Source organism: Streptomyces sp. NPDC001904 (assembly GCF_040297005.1).
In the GTDB taxonomy this organism is placed as follows: Bacteria; Actinomycetota; Actinomycetes; order Streptomycetales; family Streptomycetaceae; genus Streptomyces.
This window is the reverse complement of sequence record NZ_JBEOYI010000010.1, coordinates 14,348-27,587: the sequence shown is the minus strand read 5'-3', so window position 1 is coordinate 27,587 and position 13,240 is coordinate 14,348. Positions and strand designations below refer to the sequence as shown.

Annotated in this window: 15 protein-coding genes; 6 read left to right on the top strand and 9 right to left on the bottom strand. The window is 71.8% G+C overall.

From position 1 onward, the window contains the following. The first annotated feature begins 31 nt into the window (after window positions 1–31). The gene (locus ABT127_RS18255; RefSeq protein ID WP_351450674.1) at window positions 32–775 is read left to right on the top strand and encodes a maleylpyruvate isomerase family mycothiol-dependent enzyme; all 744 of its coding nucleotides are present in this window, start codon (window positions 32–34) and stop codon (window positions 773–775) included. A gap of 18 nt (window positions 776–793) precedes the next feature. Here ABT127_RS18255 and ABT127_RS18250 read toward each other — a convergent pair whose 3' ends face one another. Then, window positions 794–1,210, bottom strand: coding sequence for a MarR family winged helix-turn-helix transcriptional regulator (locus ABT127_RS18250; protein WP_351450672.1), 417 nt, complete (start codon window positions 1,208–1,210; stop codon window positions 794–796). Between the two features lie 87 nt (window positions 1,211–1,297). On the opposite strand from ABT127_RS18250, the gene ABT127_RS18245 reads away from it, so the two are divergent. Next, a complete protein-coding gene (locus ABT127_RS18245; RefSeq protein WP_351450668.1) occupies window positions 1,298–2,818 on the top strand; it encodes an MFS transporter in 1,521 nt (506 codons plus the stop codon). A 77-nt stretch (window positions 2,819–2,895) separates the two neighbouring features. Further along, entirely contained in the window at window positions 2,896–3,234 is a 339-nt protein-coding gene (locus ABT127_RS18240; protein ID WP_351450666.1) for a DUF6332 family protein, read from the top strand. A 131-nt stretch (window positions 3,235–3,365) separates the two neighbouring features. Here the strand turns inward: ABT127_RS18240 and ABT127_RS18235 are convergent, their stop codons facing one another. From ABT127_RS18235 to ABT127_RS18210, 6 genes are all read right to left on the bottom strand, one after another. After that, entirely contained in the window at window positions 3,366–3,557 is a 192-nt protein-coding gene (locus tag ABT127_RS18235) for a hypothetical protein (protein ID WP_351450664.1), read from the bottom strand. A 321-nt stretch (window positions 3,558–3,878) separates the two neighbouring features. Further along, window positions 3,879–4,067 (bottom strand): hypothetical protein, encoded by a 189-nt coding sequence (locus tag ABT127_RS18230; protein ID WP_351450662.1) that lies wholly within the window; start codon window positions 4,065–4,067, stop codon window positions 3,879–3,881. Window positions 4,068–4,470: 403 nt separating this feature from the next. Then, on the bottom strand, window positions 4,471–5,118 hold the full coding sequence (locus ABT127_RS18225; protein WP_351450659.1) for a hypothetical protein: 648 nt from the start codon (window positions 5,116–5,118) through the stop codon (window positions 4,471–4,473). A gap of 88 nt (window positions 5,119–5,206) precedes the next feature. Then, window positions 5,207–5,872, bottom strand: coding sequence for a response regulator (locus tag ABT127_RS18220; RefSeq protein WP_351450656.1), 666 nt, complete (start codon window positions 5,870–5,872; stop codon window positions 5,207–5,209). Next, entirely contained in the window at window positions 5,869–7,143 is a 1,275-nt protein-coding gene (locus ABT127_RS18215; protein ID WP_351450653.1) for a sensor histidine kinase, read from the bottom strand. Before ABT127_RS18215 ends, ABT127_RS18220 begins: the two co-directional genes overlap by 4 nt. 102 nt (window positions 7,144–7,245) lie before the next feature. Further along, window positions 7,246–7,947: a TetR/AcrR family transcriptional regulator gene (locus ABT127_RS18210; RefSeq protein ID WP_351450650.1), complete on the bottom strand. Its 702-nt coding sequence runs from the start codon at window positions 7,945–7,947 to the stop codon at window positions 7,246–7,248. Between the two features lie 165 nt (window positions 7,948–8,112). Between ABT127_RS18210 and ABT127_RS18205 the strand changes: the two genes are divergently transcribed. Beyond that, window positions 8,113–8,574, top strand: coding sequence for a nitroreductase family deazaflavin-dependent oxidoreductase (locus tag ABT127_RS18205; RefSeq protein ID WP_351450648.1), 462 nt, complete (start codon window positions 8,113–8,115; stop codon window positions 8,572–8,574). Window positions 8,575–8,670: 96 nt separating this feature from the next. On the opposite strand, the gene ABT127_RS18200 is transcribed toward ABT127_RS18205, so the two are convergent. Next, complete coding sequence (locus ABT127_RS18200) at window positions 8,671–9,861, bottom strand: geranylgeranyl reductase family protein (protein WP_351451195.1); 1,191 nt, start codon at window positions 9,859–9,861, stop codon at window positions 8,671–8,673. Window positions 9,862–10,033: 172 nt separating this feature from the next. Here ABT127_RS18200 and ABT127_RS18195 point away from each other — a divergent pair, with 172 nt between their 5' ends. Continuing rightward, the gene (locus tag ABT127_RS18195; RefSeq protein WP_351450646.1) at window positions 10,034–11,395 is read left to right on the top strand and encodes a dipeptidase; all 1,362 of its coding nucleotides are present in this window, start codon (window positions 10,034–10,036) and stop codon (window positions 11,393–11,395) included. 72 nt (window positions 11,396–11,467) lie between these two features. After that, window positions 11,468–12,205 (top strand): MBL fold metallo-hydrolase, encoded by a 738-nt coding sequence (locus ABT127_RS18190; protein ID WP_502971727.1) that lies wholly within the window; start codon window positions 11,468–11,470, stop codon window positions 12,203–12,205. A gap of 3 nt (window positions 12,206–12,208) precedes the next feature. On the opposite strand, the gene ABT127_RS18185 is transcribed toward ABT127_RS18190, so the two are convergent. Further along, complete coding sequence (locus ABT127_RS18185; RefSeq protein ID WP_351450645.1) at window positions 12,209–13,237, bottom strand: ABC transporter ATP-binding protein; 1,029 nt, start codon at window positions 13,235–13,237, stop codon at window positions 12,209–12,211. Between the last annotated feature and the right edge of the window lie 3 nt (window positions 13,238–13,240).

The window sequence follows — 13,240 nt, the reverse complement described above, 5'->3', positions numbered from 1 at the left end:
CCCCGCACGCCCGGCCGGGCACACTCGCCCCATGGAGATCGCCGAACACATTCACGTCGTGGACAGGGAAGGCCGGTCGCTGGCGGCCGCGGCCGAGAAGGCGGGGGTCGGCGCCGGGGTCGCCACCTGTCCCGGCTGGCAGATCCGTGACCTGGTGCGCCATCAGGGAGTGGTGCACCGCTGGGCCACCGGCTTCCTGGCCGAGGGGCTCACGGGGCACCGCCCGCTGCCGGACGCCCCGCCCGGCCTCGACGGCGACGCACTGCTCGCCTGGTACCGCGAGGGACACCGAGCCCTCGTCGACACGTTGACCGCGGCACCGCTCGACCTGGAGTGCTTCGCGTTCCTTCCGGCGCCGTCACCCCTGGCGTTCTGGGCGCGGCGGCAGGCGCACGAGACGACGGTGCACCGGGTCGACGCCGAGTCGGCGCTCGACCGGCCGTCGCCGGACGCCTCCGATCCGATCGCCGAGGAGTTCGCGGTCGACGGGATCGACGAGCTGCTGTCGGGGTTCCACGCGCGAAGCCGCAGCCGGGTGCGCTCGGACACCACCCGCCTGCTGCGGGTACGGGCCACGGACACCGACGCCACCTGGACGGTGCGGATCACCCAGGACCCGCCCGCCGCGGAGCGGGGCGCCGTCGGGGACGCCGAGTGCGAGGTGTCCGGCCCGGCGGCACGGCTCTATCTCGCCCTGTGGAACCGGCAACCGTTCCCCAGTGTCACCGGGGACGACTCCCTCGCCGCGCTCTGGCGGGACCGCTCGGGCGTCTGATCCGGCGGTGGCGGGCCGTCACGCCGGGGAGTCGGACTCCAGCATCCGGCTCAGCACGGCCCGCTGCAGCGGTCGTACCTCGGCGTGCAGGGCCTGCCCCTTGGGTGTGATGCAGACCCGGACCCCGCGCCGGTCCTCGCTGCACATGCCGCGCTCCACGAGACCGTCCTTCTCCAGCCGGCCGATGAGCCGGGACAGGGCGCTCTGGCTCAGGTGCACCTGCGCCGCGATCTCCTGGACGCGGTAGCCGGACGCGCTGTCCTCCGGCGTGCCCTCCGCGAGGACGTCGAGCACCTCGAAGTCGCTCGCGCCCAGGCCGTGCCGGTGCAGCTCGCGGTCGAGTTCGCACATCGTGCGCGCGTGCAGCGAGAGGATGTCCCGCCACTGTTCCACCAGCCCGGCCGACGTCCCGGGCTCCGCATTTCCTGCCGCCATGACCGCACGGTAGCAGAAAAGACGTCTTTTGTTGCGTCGTCATTAAATGCACGTGCAGTCAATGCATGTGCATGTACTGTGCTCCGCATGACTTCTCCGCTCACCCCTGCTCCCTCGTCCCCCGAGGCCGCGTCGGAGCGCTGGTCCCCGCGCTTGTGGGGCACGCTGCTCGTGCTCTGCGCCGCGATGTTCCTGGACGCGCTCGACGTCTCGATGGTCGGCGTCGCCCTGCCGTCCATCGGCTCGGAGCTGGACCTGTCGACGGCGACCCTGCAATGGGTCGTCAGCGGCTACATCCTCGGCTACGGCGGCCTGTTGCTCCTCGGCGGACGCGCGGCCGACCTCCTCGGCCGGCGCCGCGTCTTCCTGATCGCCCTCGGCATCTTCGCCCTCGCCTCGCTGCTCGGCGGCCTGGTCGACTCCGGGCCGCTGCTCATCGCGAGCCGCTTCATCAAGGGGCTGAGCGCCGCGTTCACCGCGCCCGCCGGCCTGTCCATCATCACGACGACGTTCGCCGAGGGCCCCGTGCGAAACCGGGCCCTGTCCATCTACACCACCTGCGCCGCCACCGGCTTCTCCATGGGTCTCGTCCTCTCCGGCCTGCTGACGGAGGCCAGCTGGCGGCTGACGATGCTGCTGCCCGCGCCGATCGCGGTCGTCGCACTGCTGCTCGGCCTGAAGCTGATCCCGCACAGCGCCAAGGAGGAGAACCACCGCGGCTACGACATCCCCGGCGCCGCCCTGGGCACCCTGTCGATGCTGCTCCTGGTGTTCACGGTGGTGCAGGCGCCGGAGGCGGGCTGGGGCTCGGCCCGGACCCTGCTCTCGTTCCTGACGGTCGCCGTCCTCCTGGCCGTCTTCGTCCGCGTCGAACGGCGCTCGCCGTCGCCGCTGATCCGGCTCGGCGTGCTGCGCTCCGGGTCGCAGGTCCGCGCACAGCTCGGCGCGATGACCTTCTTCGGCTCCTACGTCAGCTTCCAGTTCCTGGCCACGCTGTACCTGCAGTCGCTGCTGGGCTGGTCGGCGCTGAGCATGGCGCTGGCGTTCCTGCCCGCGGGCGCGCTCGTCGCCCTGTCCTCGACGAAGGTCGGCTCGATCGTGGACCGCTTCGGCACGCCCCGGGTCATCGCCGTCGGCTTCTCCTTCATGGTCATCGGCTACGCACTCTTCCTGCGCATCAGTCTCGACCCGGTCTACGCGGCCGTCATCCTGCCCACCATGCTGCTGATCGGCGCGGCGTGCGCCCTGGTCTTCCCGTCCCTCAACATCCAGGCCACGAACGGTGTGCACGACGACGAGCAGGGCATGGTCTCCGGGCTGCTCAACACGTCCGTACAGGTGGGCGGGGCGATCTTCCTCGCGGTGGTGACCGCCGTCATCACCGCGAACGCTCCCGAGGGGGCCTCCCCGCAGGCCGTCCTGGACAGCTTCCGGCCCGGCCTCGTGGTGATCACCGCGATCGCCGTGGCGGGGCTGCTGGTCACGCTGACCGGCCTGCGCTCGCGCCGGGTCCGGGAGACCGTGGTGATCGCCGGGTCGGCACCGGCCGGGGCGACGAAGGACGCGGAGGCGGAGGCGGACGATCAGCGCCTCGCCCTGCGCGACTGACACGGGGTGGGCGGGCCCCATGGGCGACGTAGGAATGGCCGTCGCCCATGGGGTCCGCGTGTGCCACCATGACCGGCATGACGCACACGGGGGCCGCCATGGGGACAGCACGGACGCGCAGGACGCAGGCCGAGCGGGACGCGATGACCGTCGAGATCGGTTTCGCCCTGTTCACCGGCGCTCTGCTGGCCGGCGTGGTGTTCGCGCTGCTCTCCCTTCCGGCGTTCCTCGGCATCGTGCCGCGCGGCGCCCACGGCGGGCTCTACTGCGCGGCGGGGAGCGTGGCGGCCGTGACGTTCCTCGCCCGGGTGGTGCGAGTGCTGTCGCGCTTCGACCGTCACCGGTCCGCCCGGGACGCCGACCATCTTGGAGGTACGGCCGGGTACGGGCCTAAGGGTTGTCCCGCAGGGATGTGATCAAGGCTGCGCAGCCGACGTGCATAACCTCGTTCCTTCGGGATCTTGCCCTCCATGCCCCTCACCCAGGTCCCGCGGGCCGTCGCATATCGCCTTGCCACGGATAACAGGGACGCTTCAGAGGCAGGTTCTCAGTCGAAAGCGTCGGTCATGCAGTCCGACTGGCCGCCGGCGGCCTCAAAAGCGTGACGGAGGGCGGCAGCCGCCTGTTCACGCTCCACGACGTATCCGTAGTACTGAGACGCCGTCGCGGTCACGTCGTCGACCGTGACGATTGCCGGTTCACCGCTCGCAGCACGCCGGCGCGCGGCAGCGATCGCCATGTCCGCAGAACACGTCAGGTTTCTGGAGCGCTCCCGAAGTCCGGCCGCCCGGGCACGCCCAGCCGAAAGTGGGCGCAGGACGAGTCCCCGGCACAGGACGCCAACTGCGACAAGTACGAAACCCAGCACAACGAACACGGATCCGCCAGCGTCATGAGGCATCTAGCCAGTCTTCACCACGCCCACGGAATCCGTCACCGCAATCACTGTGCCGGGCATACGAGATCAGCAGCAACTCAGCAACGGGTTCTGAGAACCATTTTTGAACTGCCAGGGGCTTCGGCTGGTAGCGCTCGCCGAGACGTGCCCGCCCCGTATCGGTCAGCGGCAGTCAGTGAGCTCTCCAGACAGGCACCCGGCCTGCTCCTCGATCGCTTTCTCGGTGAGCCGCGTGGAATTCTCCACGAACGTGGAAAGGACGCCGGGTTGCTCTGCGAGAGTGCCCCATAGACAGCCCATCAGCACCACGGTCAGGGCAGAGCCGATCACGGCGGCGACCAGCAACCGCATGTCTGACGCCCGCGGGGTGGAGCGGGTGGAGGCTGGAGAGGGCGGCTGGGGCTCCGTCGCTTGGCTGTCAGGCGATCCAGTTCTCATCCGGTCAGCCTATTGTTCGACCGCGGGATCCCTTCAGAGTCCACGATTATGTGTCTTTTCCGGGCGGTGTCTCCTTGCCGTAGCCGGCCAGACGGCGTGCGGTACGGCGGAACTCGTCGGCCGGCTGCCGCTCCTGCTGAGTGCTCATGCAGCCCACGATCCAAGCCCAACGACACGGCGCCGGCACCCGTGTGGCACGACACCGCCTGCGGCGGCCGCACACCTCGACCCCGACCGCACGCGTTGGGTGCTTATGAGCACCACCGATGAGACCCGCCAGGCCGACCGGCATGACGGCGGAACTCAGGCAGGTCCTTCACCCGCGTCCGCCAACGGGGTGCGGCGTGTGCCGCGGCCACTGCGCGCCCACCTGTTCCACCACTGCGGCCCGGAACGATTCCAGAAGGACGCACCCGGGATACGTCCCAAACGCGCCGTACTTCCAGCGGTAGTAGCACGACCAGTAGCTCACCACGCGCCGCTCCGTGCGCGCGAAGAAGGCCGGATTCCGGGCGATGAACTCCCCGTAGAGGCGGCGCTTGGCTGAGCCCGGGACGCGGAGTTCGGGGATACCCCGGCCGATCGCCTCGAGGATCTCCAGCACGTATTCGCCGGCCAACTGCACCACGAACGGCACCACCCACGGCTCGCCCGATGCCGCAATCTGCTCAACGTGTCGCTGGCGGACCCGGCCATCACTGTGCCGGGAGTACAGGCAGTGCAGAATCACCTTCTGAGTTCCGGCCAGGGGCGGCCGCTCAGAGTCGACGCTCGGCTCCTCGTTGTAGATGCGCGACGGGATGGCGACGGTCTCGCCCTGCACCTCGACCTCGAAGGGCATCATCGGCGCGAGCCTGGCCTCCGGCATGACCGCCAGGACACTCTGCACGTCACCGGCAAGACGGGTCGGAAAAGCTGCCACCAGAGCGTTGGAGACACTCGACGGATCCCGAGGCTGCTGCACAACAAAAGGATAAGCGGCGAACCTCTCGGTCTCTCAATCGCCCGCCTCTACCTTGCGGGACAGCCCTTGGAACCCGAAAGCGGGCCGCTCAGCCGAGCCATCTGGGTCGGACCAGCCCCGACTCGTAGGCGAGGACGACGAGTTGGGCCCGGTCGCGGGCGCCGAGTTTGACCATGGCTCGGCTGACGTGGGTCTTCGCCGTGAGCGGGCTGACGACGAGGCGCCGGGCGATCTCCCCGTTCGACAGGCCGATCCCGACGAGTGCCATCACCTCCCGCTCCCGCTCGGTCAGCCCCGCCAGCGACACGGCACCGGCGGGCTCCTTGGAACGCGCCGCGAACTCGGCGACGAGGCGCCGGGTCACGCCCGGCGACAGCAGCGCGTCGCCGTGCACCACGGCCCGTACGGCGCGCAGCAGTTCGTCCGGTTCGGTGTCCTTGACGAGGAAGCCGGACGCACCGGAGCGGATCGCCTCGAAGACGTACTCGTCGAGCTCGAAGGTGGTGAGCACGACCACCTTCACCGCCGCGAGTGCCGGGTCGGCGCCGATCCGGCGGGTCGCCGCGAGGCCGTCGAGCAGCGGCATCCGGATGTCCATCAGGACGACGTCGGGGCGCAGCTCGCGCACCAGGCGGACGGTCTCCTCCCCGTCGGCGGCCTCGGCGGCGACCTCGATGTCGCTCTGCGCGTCGAGCAGCGCCCGGAACCCGGCACGGACGAGCGACTGGTCGTCGGCGAGCAGTACGCGGATCACCGGGAGTCCTCCGAGCGCGGGGCGGGCGGGGCGAGGGGCAGTTCGGCGACGACCCGGAAGCCGCCGTCGGGACGCGGCCCCGCCTCGATGGTGCCACCGAGGGCGGCGGCGCGCTCGCGCATCCCGGCGAGACCGTTGCCGCTGCCGCCCGCGGCGGCGTGGCTCGCGGGCCCATCGTCGTCGACGGTCACCGTCAACACATCCCGCCGGTAATCGAGTTGTACGCGCGCGCGGCGGGACTCCGAGTGCCGTACGACGTTGGTCAGGGCCTCCTGCACGATCCGGAACGCGGCGAGGTCCGCGCCCGGCGCGGGCGTCACCCGCTTCCCGCCGGTGCCGACGTCGACGGTGAGGCCGGCCCCGGCCGCCTGCTCCACGAGCTCGGGCAGCCGGTCGAGTCCGGGGGCGGGGGCTCGCGGGGCCTCGCCGGGCGCCCGCAGCGTGTCGAGGACCTGTCGCACCTCGCCCAACGCCTCCTTTCCTGCGTCCCTGATCGTCGTCAGTGCCGTACGCGCCTGCTCCGGATCGGAGTCGAGCAGCGCGAGCCCCACTCCCGCCTGGACGTTGATGACGGAGAGGGAGTGGGCCAGCACGTCGTGCAAGTCCCGGGCGATGCGCAGCCGCTCCTCGTCGGCCCGCCGCCGCGCCGCCCGCTCCCGCTCGGCGCGTGCCTGCGCCCACTGCTCGCGCCGCACCCGGACCAGCTCGGCGACGGCGACCACCGCGAGCACCCACGCCGCGACGATCCCCTCCTGCCCCCAGGCCGCGGGTCCGTCGCCGGAGGGCGGCAGGTACCGGTACAGCCAGTGCCCGACCAGCAGGTGCCCGGCCCAGAGCAGGGCGACGGCCCCCCAGGCCGCGTACCGGCGCCCTGCGACGATCGCGGCGAAGCACCCCAGTGCGACGGGGAGGAACACGGGCCCGTACGGATATCCGGCCGCCAGGTACGCCGTGGCGCACAGGGCCGTGCCGTAGGCGACCGCGACCGGGTACCGCTGCCGCCACAGCAGCTGGACCGAGGCCAGGACGAGGAGCAGGTACGCGAACGGGTCGAGGCCGACCCGTTCGCCCGCCCGGCCGTGCGCGGCCATGGTCGAACCGCCCAGGACGAGCACGGTGACGAAGACCGTGGAGCGCCAGGGCAGGCGGCCGCCGTCGGCGCGGTTCCACCAGGAGGGCCCCGGCGCCCACGACGGCGGGCCGCCGCGCCCCCACGGTGGTCCGCCCCGCGTCCTGGGCCGGCCGCCGGCCCGCTCGTGCTGCTCGTCCATGCGGCCACGCTAAGGGCCACGGGCCGTCAGGGGCGTCAGCCGGGCGTGGTGATCACACGTACTCCCCACGGAGTACCCGGCTCGCCCCGCGGCCCGCCGACGTCACTTCACGAGCCCCACACTGTGCGCGAGCTGTGCCACGGCGTGGTCGAAGAAGGTGGCCCGGTCCTCGACGACCCGGTTGAACTGGCCGAACAGCTCGAAACCGATGAGCCCGAACAGCTGCGCCCACGCCGCGATCAGTGCGGCCATGATCTCGGGCGGCAGGTCGGGGGCGATGTCGGCGGCGATCCGCTCGGCCTCCGGACGCAGCGCGGGCGGAAGCTTCGGCAGGGCCACGCCCTTGTCCTCGTACGCCTCCCGGACGATGCCGATGAGCAGCAGCCCGACCCGTGACGCGGCCTCGACGGTCGCCATCGGCGCGGTGTAGCCCGGCACCGGGGAGCCGTAGATGAGGGTGTACTCGTGCGGACGGGCGAGGGCCCACTCGCGGACGGCCCGGCATACGGTGACCCAGCGCTGGGCCGCGGTCGCCGTCGGCAGCCGGGCCGCGTCGGCGTGCTCGGCGGCCTCCCCCAACGAGTCGTAGGCGTCGATGATGAGCGCGGTCAGCAGCTCGTCCCGGCTGGGGAAATAGCGGTACAGGGCCGAGGAGACCATGTCGAGTTCGCGGGCGACGGCGCGCAGCGAGAGCTTGGTGGCGCCATCGACGGCGAGCTGTCTGCGCGCCTCGTCCTTGATCGCGGCGGTGATCTCCTGCCGGGCGCGGGCGCGGGCTCCTTGCGTGGTGCGGCTCGTACTCATGGGTCCAGTCTTCCACGCCGGCGGAGCGGTGCACACACTTCGGAGCGATGCACAAAAAAGAGAGCACTGCTCTTGCAATGGAGCACCAATCTCGTGCACACTGCTCTTAAGCGAGAGCAGTGCTCACACTTTGGAGCACCGCCGGCACTCCTCCTGGGGGTCACCATGACCGCACAGTCCGAGCCCTACTACCTCAAGGGCAGCCCGACCACGATCCGTCTCAACAAGGTGATCGGCTGGCTGGCCCGGCGCGGCCTCAGCCTCGCGGGCTCCGCCGAACTCTCGGTGCGCGGCCGCAAGAGCGGCCAGATGCAGCGGATCCCGGTGAACCCGCACACGTACGAGGGCGCCCAGTACCTGGTCTCGGCGCGCGGCCACTCCCAGTGGGTGAAGAACATGCTGGCTGCGGGCGGCGGCGAGCTGCGCGTGGGCCGCAAGGTCCGCACCTTCGAGGCCGTCGAGCTCGCCGACGACGACCTGAAGCGCGCCGTCCTGCGCACCTACCTGGAGCGCTGGGGCTGGCAGGTCAACGAGTACTTCAAGGGCGTCACGGCGACGTCGTCGGACGCCGAGCTCTCCGCGGCCTCCCCCGACCACCCGGTCTTCCGGATCACCGTGGCCGACTGACCCCTGCACCACGCGCCGCCTCGCCCACCGCCACCCGGACCGCCACCGGGACCGGGACCGGCACACCCGGTCCCGGCGCGGGGAGCTCCGGGCGCGTCAGCGCTCGAACCGGTTCAGTGCCCGTCCCGCCATCGGGTGCGTCCGCACCAGCTCGCCCAGGGAGGACGAACCCCGGGTGATCCTCGCGAACGCGTTCCACGCCGGGCGCAGCCCCGTCAGGGCCGCGTGCAGCAGGGCCGGCTTGCGCTCGAACACGCCCAGCATGCGCTTGCCGACGGCCATCTCGACGCCCAGGCCCGCCTTGATGGCGAACGCGTAGTTCAGGGCCTGGCGGCGGGCGTCCACCGCGTCGTGGGACTCGGCGACGCGCACCGCCCACTCCCCCGCGAGCCGGCCCGAGCGCAGGGCGAAGGAGATGCCCTCGCGGGTCCACGGCTCGAGCAACCCGGCCGCGTCGCCGCAGACCAGAACCCGACCGCGCGACAGCGGCGAGTCGTCGGCCCGACAGCGCGTCAGGTGCCCGGAGGAGACCGCGGGCTCGAATCCGGCGAGCCCCAGGCGTGCGATGAAGTCCTCCAAGTACTTCTTCGTGGCGGCGCCTTCGCCGCGCGCCGAGATGACGCCGACGGTGAGCGTGTCGCCCTTGGGGAAGACCCAGCCGTAACTGCCCGGGATCGGGCCCCAGTCGATGAGGACCCGGCCGCGCCAGTCCTCGGCGACCGTCTCCGGCACCGGGATCTCCGCCTCCAGGCCGAGGTCGACCTGGTCCAGCTTGACCCCGACATGTGCTCCTATCCGGCTGGCACTGCCGTCGGCGCCGACCACGGCACGCGCGAACACCGTCTCGCCGTCCTGGAGCACGACCGCGACGGTCCGCCGGTCGGGCACGGCGGAGCCGTGCTGCTCGACCCGCGTGACCGTGACACCGGTGCGCAGTTCCGCGCCCGCCTTCTGCGCGTGCTCGACGAGCTGGGCGTCGAACTCCGGGCGGTTGATGAGCCCGAACAGCATGCTGCGCGAGCGGCGCGTCCGCGTGTACTTGCCGTTGAGGGAGAACGTGACCGCGTTGATCCGGTCCTTGAACGGCAGGTCGAAGCCGGGTGGCAGGGAATCGCGGGACGGCCCGATGATGCCGCCGCCGCACGTCTTGTAGCGCGGCAGTTCCGCCTTCTCCAACAGCAGCACGCGGCGTCCGGCGACCGCGGCCGCGTACGCGGCGGAGGCGCCGGCGGGGCCCGCGCCCACGACCACGACGTCCCACACGCTCATGTCCCGCTCGTCGCCCATGTCGTTGCCCGTCGCACTCTCGGGATTCTCGCTGCTCACGATGGTCTACTGCTCCGTCTTCAGCCGCCTGCCGCACGTTTCCCAGGCATCCTACGGCGGGCGGCGCCGTGACCCTCTGTGGGAGGATCATCGATACCCCCTGTACAACGTCGCACCTACGAGGAGCGTGCCCATGTCGCCGCATCCGATCGCCGGAACCGTCGCCTCCCTGCTGCCCCGCGCCAAGGCGGAGCTGGCCGAGCTGGTGGCCTTCAAGTCGGTGGCGGACTTCGATCAGTATCCGAAGAGCGAGAGCGAGGGCGCGGCCAACTGGGTCGCGGACGCCCTGCGCGCCGAGGGCTTCGAGGACGTGGCGCTGCTCGACACCCCCGACGGCACGCAGTCGGTCTACGGCCACCTGCCCGGACCGCAGGGCGCGCCCACGGTCCTGCTGTACGCGCACTACGACGTGCAGCCACCGCTGGACGAGGAGGCGTGGGTGACGCCCCCCTTCGAGCTCACCGAGCGCGAGGACGGCCGCTGGTACGGGCGCGGCAGCGCCGACTGCAAGGGCGGTGTGCTGCTGCACCTGCTGGCGATCCGCGCGCTGAAGGCGAACGGCGGAGTGCCGGTGGGCGTCAAGGTGATCGCCGAGGGGTCCGAGGAGATGGGCACCGGCGGTCTGGAGCGCTACGCCGAGCAGCACCCGGAGCTGCTGACCGCCGACACCATCGTCATCGGTGACGCGGGCAACTTCCGGGTGGGCCTGCCGACGGCGACCGCGACGCTGCGCGGGATGACCCTGGTGCGCGTGCAGATCGACACCCTCGAAGGGAACCTGCACTCGGGCCAGTTCGGCGGGGCCGCGCCCGACGCGCTGGCCGCGCTGGTGCGCGTACTGGACTCGCTGCGGGCCGCCGACGGTTCCACGACGATCGACGGCCTGGAGTCCGCGGAGTCGTGGCCGGGTCTGCAGTACGAGGAGGACGCGTTCCGGTCCGACGCCAAGGTGCTCGACGGGGTCGGGCTGATCGGCTCCGGCACGGTCGCCGACCGGATCTGGGCGCGCCCGGCCGTGACCGTGCTCGGCATCGACTGCCCGCCGGTCGTCGGCGCCACGCCGTCCGTGCAGGCCGGCGCCCGCGCGCTGGTCAGCCTGCGGGTGCCGCCGGGCTTCGACTCCGCCGAGGCGACGAAGCTGCTGACGGCGCACATCGAGGCGCACACGCCGTGGGGCGCCCGCGTGTCGGTCGAGCAGGTCGGCCAGGGCCAGCCGTTCCGGGCGAACACCAAGAGCCCCGCGTACGCCGCGCTGGCGGACGCCATGGCCGAGGCGTACGACGGCCAGGACATGCAGTACGCGGGCCAGGGCGGCTCGATCCCGCTGTGCAACACCCTCGCCTCGCTCTACCCGGAGGCGGAGATCCTGCTGATCGGGCTGAGCGAGCCGGAGGCGCAGATCCACGCGGCCAACGAATCGGTGTCGCCGCAGGAGCTGGAGCGCCTGTCGGTGGCGGAGGCGCTGTTCCTGCAGAAGTACGCCGCCGCGCGCTGACCGCCCGGAAGGGCTCTCTGCTCTGGGCCGAGAGACACGCGGCCCGGAGCCCGCGGCTCGTACGGTCGCCGCATGACGACCTACGACCTCATCGACGCCTACGACGTCACCCCGCGGCTGCGGCTGCTGCGCTTCCCCGTGGGGCAGGCCTATCTGTGGCGGGACGACGCCGGGCTCACCCTGATCGACGCGGGTGCGCCCGGCGCGGGCCTGCCGATCGCCGATGCCGTACGTGCCTGGGGGCATGCTCCCGAGGACGTGCGGCGCATCGTGCTCACCCACTTCCACGAGGACCATGTGGGCGGCGCCGCCGAGTTCGCCCGGCTCAGCGGCGCCGAGGTGTACGCGCACCGGCTGGACGCGCCGTTCGTACGGGGCGAGGCAAAGGGACCGCCGCCGGTGTACGAGGACTGGGAGCGGCCGCTGCACGCGCAGGCCCTGGCCCAGCTCCCGGCGCCACTGCCGGAGCCCGATCTGCCGTCCGTCGTGCGGGAGTTGGACGACGGGGACACGCTCGACTTCGGTGACGGGGCGCGGATCGTCGGCGCGCCGGGGCACACGGACGGGTCGATCGCCGTGCATCTGCCCGCGCACGGCGTGCTGTTCACCGGCGACGCGATCGCCGCGTCACCGGTCGACGGGCAGATCATGCTGGGCGTGCTGAACCTGGACCGGGAGCGGGCCGTCGCCTCCTTCGCCCGGCTCGCCGCGCTGCCGAGCGAGGTGGCCTGCTTCGGGCACGGCGATCCGGTGACGGAGAACGCGGGCGCGGTGCTCGGGAAGGCCGCGGCGCCGTATCGATCCGCTTGACCGTCAGAGCAGTTCGAGCGGCTGGGCGTAGTGGCAGGCGACGGGGTTGCCACTGCCCCGGTCGGTCAGCTCCGGGGTCCGCTCCACGCACGCCGTCCGCTCCTCCTCCGTGAGCTGGTCGGCGAACTTGGGGCAGCGGGTGCGGAACCGGCAGCCGCTGGGCGGGCGGATGGGGCTCGGCACGTCGCCCTGCACGGTGATGCGGTGGCGGGCCCGCTCCTTGCGCGGGTCGGGCAGCGGGATCGCGGAGATCAGGGCCTGGGTGTAGGGGTGCGCGGGGCGGGCGAACAGCTCGCGTGTCGGGGCGAGTTCGACGATCCGGCCCAGGTACATGACGGCCACCCGGTGGGCGACGTGCCGCATCACCGAGAGGTCGTGCGCCACGAAGAGGAAGGACAGGCCCAGCTCGGACTGGAGGTCCATCAGCAGGTTGAGGACGCCCGCCTGGATGGAGACGTCGAGCGCGGAGACCGGTTCGTCGAGGACGACGACCTTGGGCCGCAGCGCCAACGCCCGTGCGATGCCGATGCGTTGGCGCTGTCCGCCGGAGAACTCGTGGGCGAAGCGGTTGCCGTGTTCGGGGTTGAGCCCGACGAGGCGCAGCAGCTCCCGGACGTCGGCGCGGCCGGCGTCGTCGTACCGGCCGTGGATGCGCAGGGGTTCGGCGACGATCTCGTGGACGGAGACGCGCGGGTCGAGCGAGGCGTAGGGGTCCTGGAAGACGATCTGCAGGTCCTCGCGCAGCGGCCGCATGTGACGGCGGCTCAGCGACGTCAGCTCTCGACCCCGGTAGGTGACGCTGCCCGAGGTGGCTCGCTCCAGGTTGAGCAGGGTACGGGCCGTCGTGGTCTTGCCGGAGCCGGACTCGCCGACGAGGCCGAGGGTCTCATTGGCGTACAGGTCGAAGGAGACTCCGCAGACGGCGTGCACATCGCCGACGGTGCGCCGCACGATGCCGCGCGAGCGGACGGGAAAGTGCTTGACCAGGTCACGGACCCGGAGGACCGGCTCGGTCCCGGCGGCCGTCGTCATGCG

What these genes read in the sequence shown, in the direction of transcription:
- ABT127_RS18255 (WP_351450674.1), top strand. Translation starts at nt 32, where the DNA reads ATGGAGATCGCCGAACACATTCACGTCGTGGACAGGGAAGGCCGGTCG.
- ABT127_RS18250 (WP_351450672.1), bottom strand. Translation starts at nt 1,210, where the DNA reads ATGGCGGCAGGAAATGCGGAGCCCGGGACGTCGGCCGGGCTGGTGGAA.
- ABT127_RS18245 (WP_351450668.1), top strand. Translation starts at nt 1,298, where the DNA reads ATGACTTCTCCGCTCACCCCTGCTCCCTCGTCCCCCGAGGCCGCGTCG.
- ABT127_RS18240 (WP_351450666.1), top strand. Translation starts at nt 2,896, where the DNA reads ATGACGCACACGGGGGCCGCCATGGGGACAGCACGGACGCGCAGGACG.
- ABT127_RS18235 (WP_351450664.1), bottom strand. Translation starts at nt 3,557, where the DNA reads ATGGCGATCGCTGCCGCGCGCCGGCGTGCTGCGAGCGGTGAACCGGCA.
- ABT127_RS18230 (WP_351450662.1), bottom strand. Translation starts at nt 4,067, where the DNA reads ATGCGGTTGCTGGTCGCCGCCGTGATCGGCTCTGCCCTGACCGTGGTG.
- ABT127_RS18215 (WP_351450653.1), bottom strand. Translation starts at nt 7,143, where the DNA reads ATGGACGAGCAGCACGAGCGGGCCGGCGGCCGGCCCAGGACGCGGGGC.
- ABT127_RS18210 (WP_351450650.1), bottom strand. Translation starts at nt 7,947, where the DNA reads ATGAGTACGAGCCGCACCACGCAAGGAGCCCGCGCCCGCGCCCGGCAG.
- ABT127_RS18205 (WP_351450648.1), top strand. Translation starts at nt 8,113, where the DNA reads ATGACCGCACAGTCCGAGCCCTACTACCTCAAGGGCAGCCCGACCACG.
- ABT127_RS18200 (WP_351451195.1), bottom strand. Translation starts at nt 9,861, where the DNA reads ATGGGCGACGAGCGGGACATGAGCGTGTGGGACGTCGTGGTCGTGGGC.
- ABT127_RS18195 (WP_351450646.1), top strand. Translation starts at nt 10,034, where the DNA reads ATGTCGCCGCATCCGATCGCCGGAACCGTCGCCTCCCTGCTGCCCCGC.
- ABT127_RS18190 (WP_502971727.1), top strand. Translation starts at nt 11,468, where the DNA reads ATGACGACCTACGACCTCATCGACGCCTACGACGTCACCCCGCGGCTG.
- ABT127_RS18185 (WP_351450645.1), bottom strand. Translation starts at nt 13,237, where the DNA reads ATGACGACGGCCGCCGGGACCGAGCCGGTCCTCCGGGTCCGTGACCTG.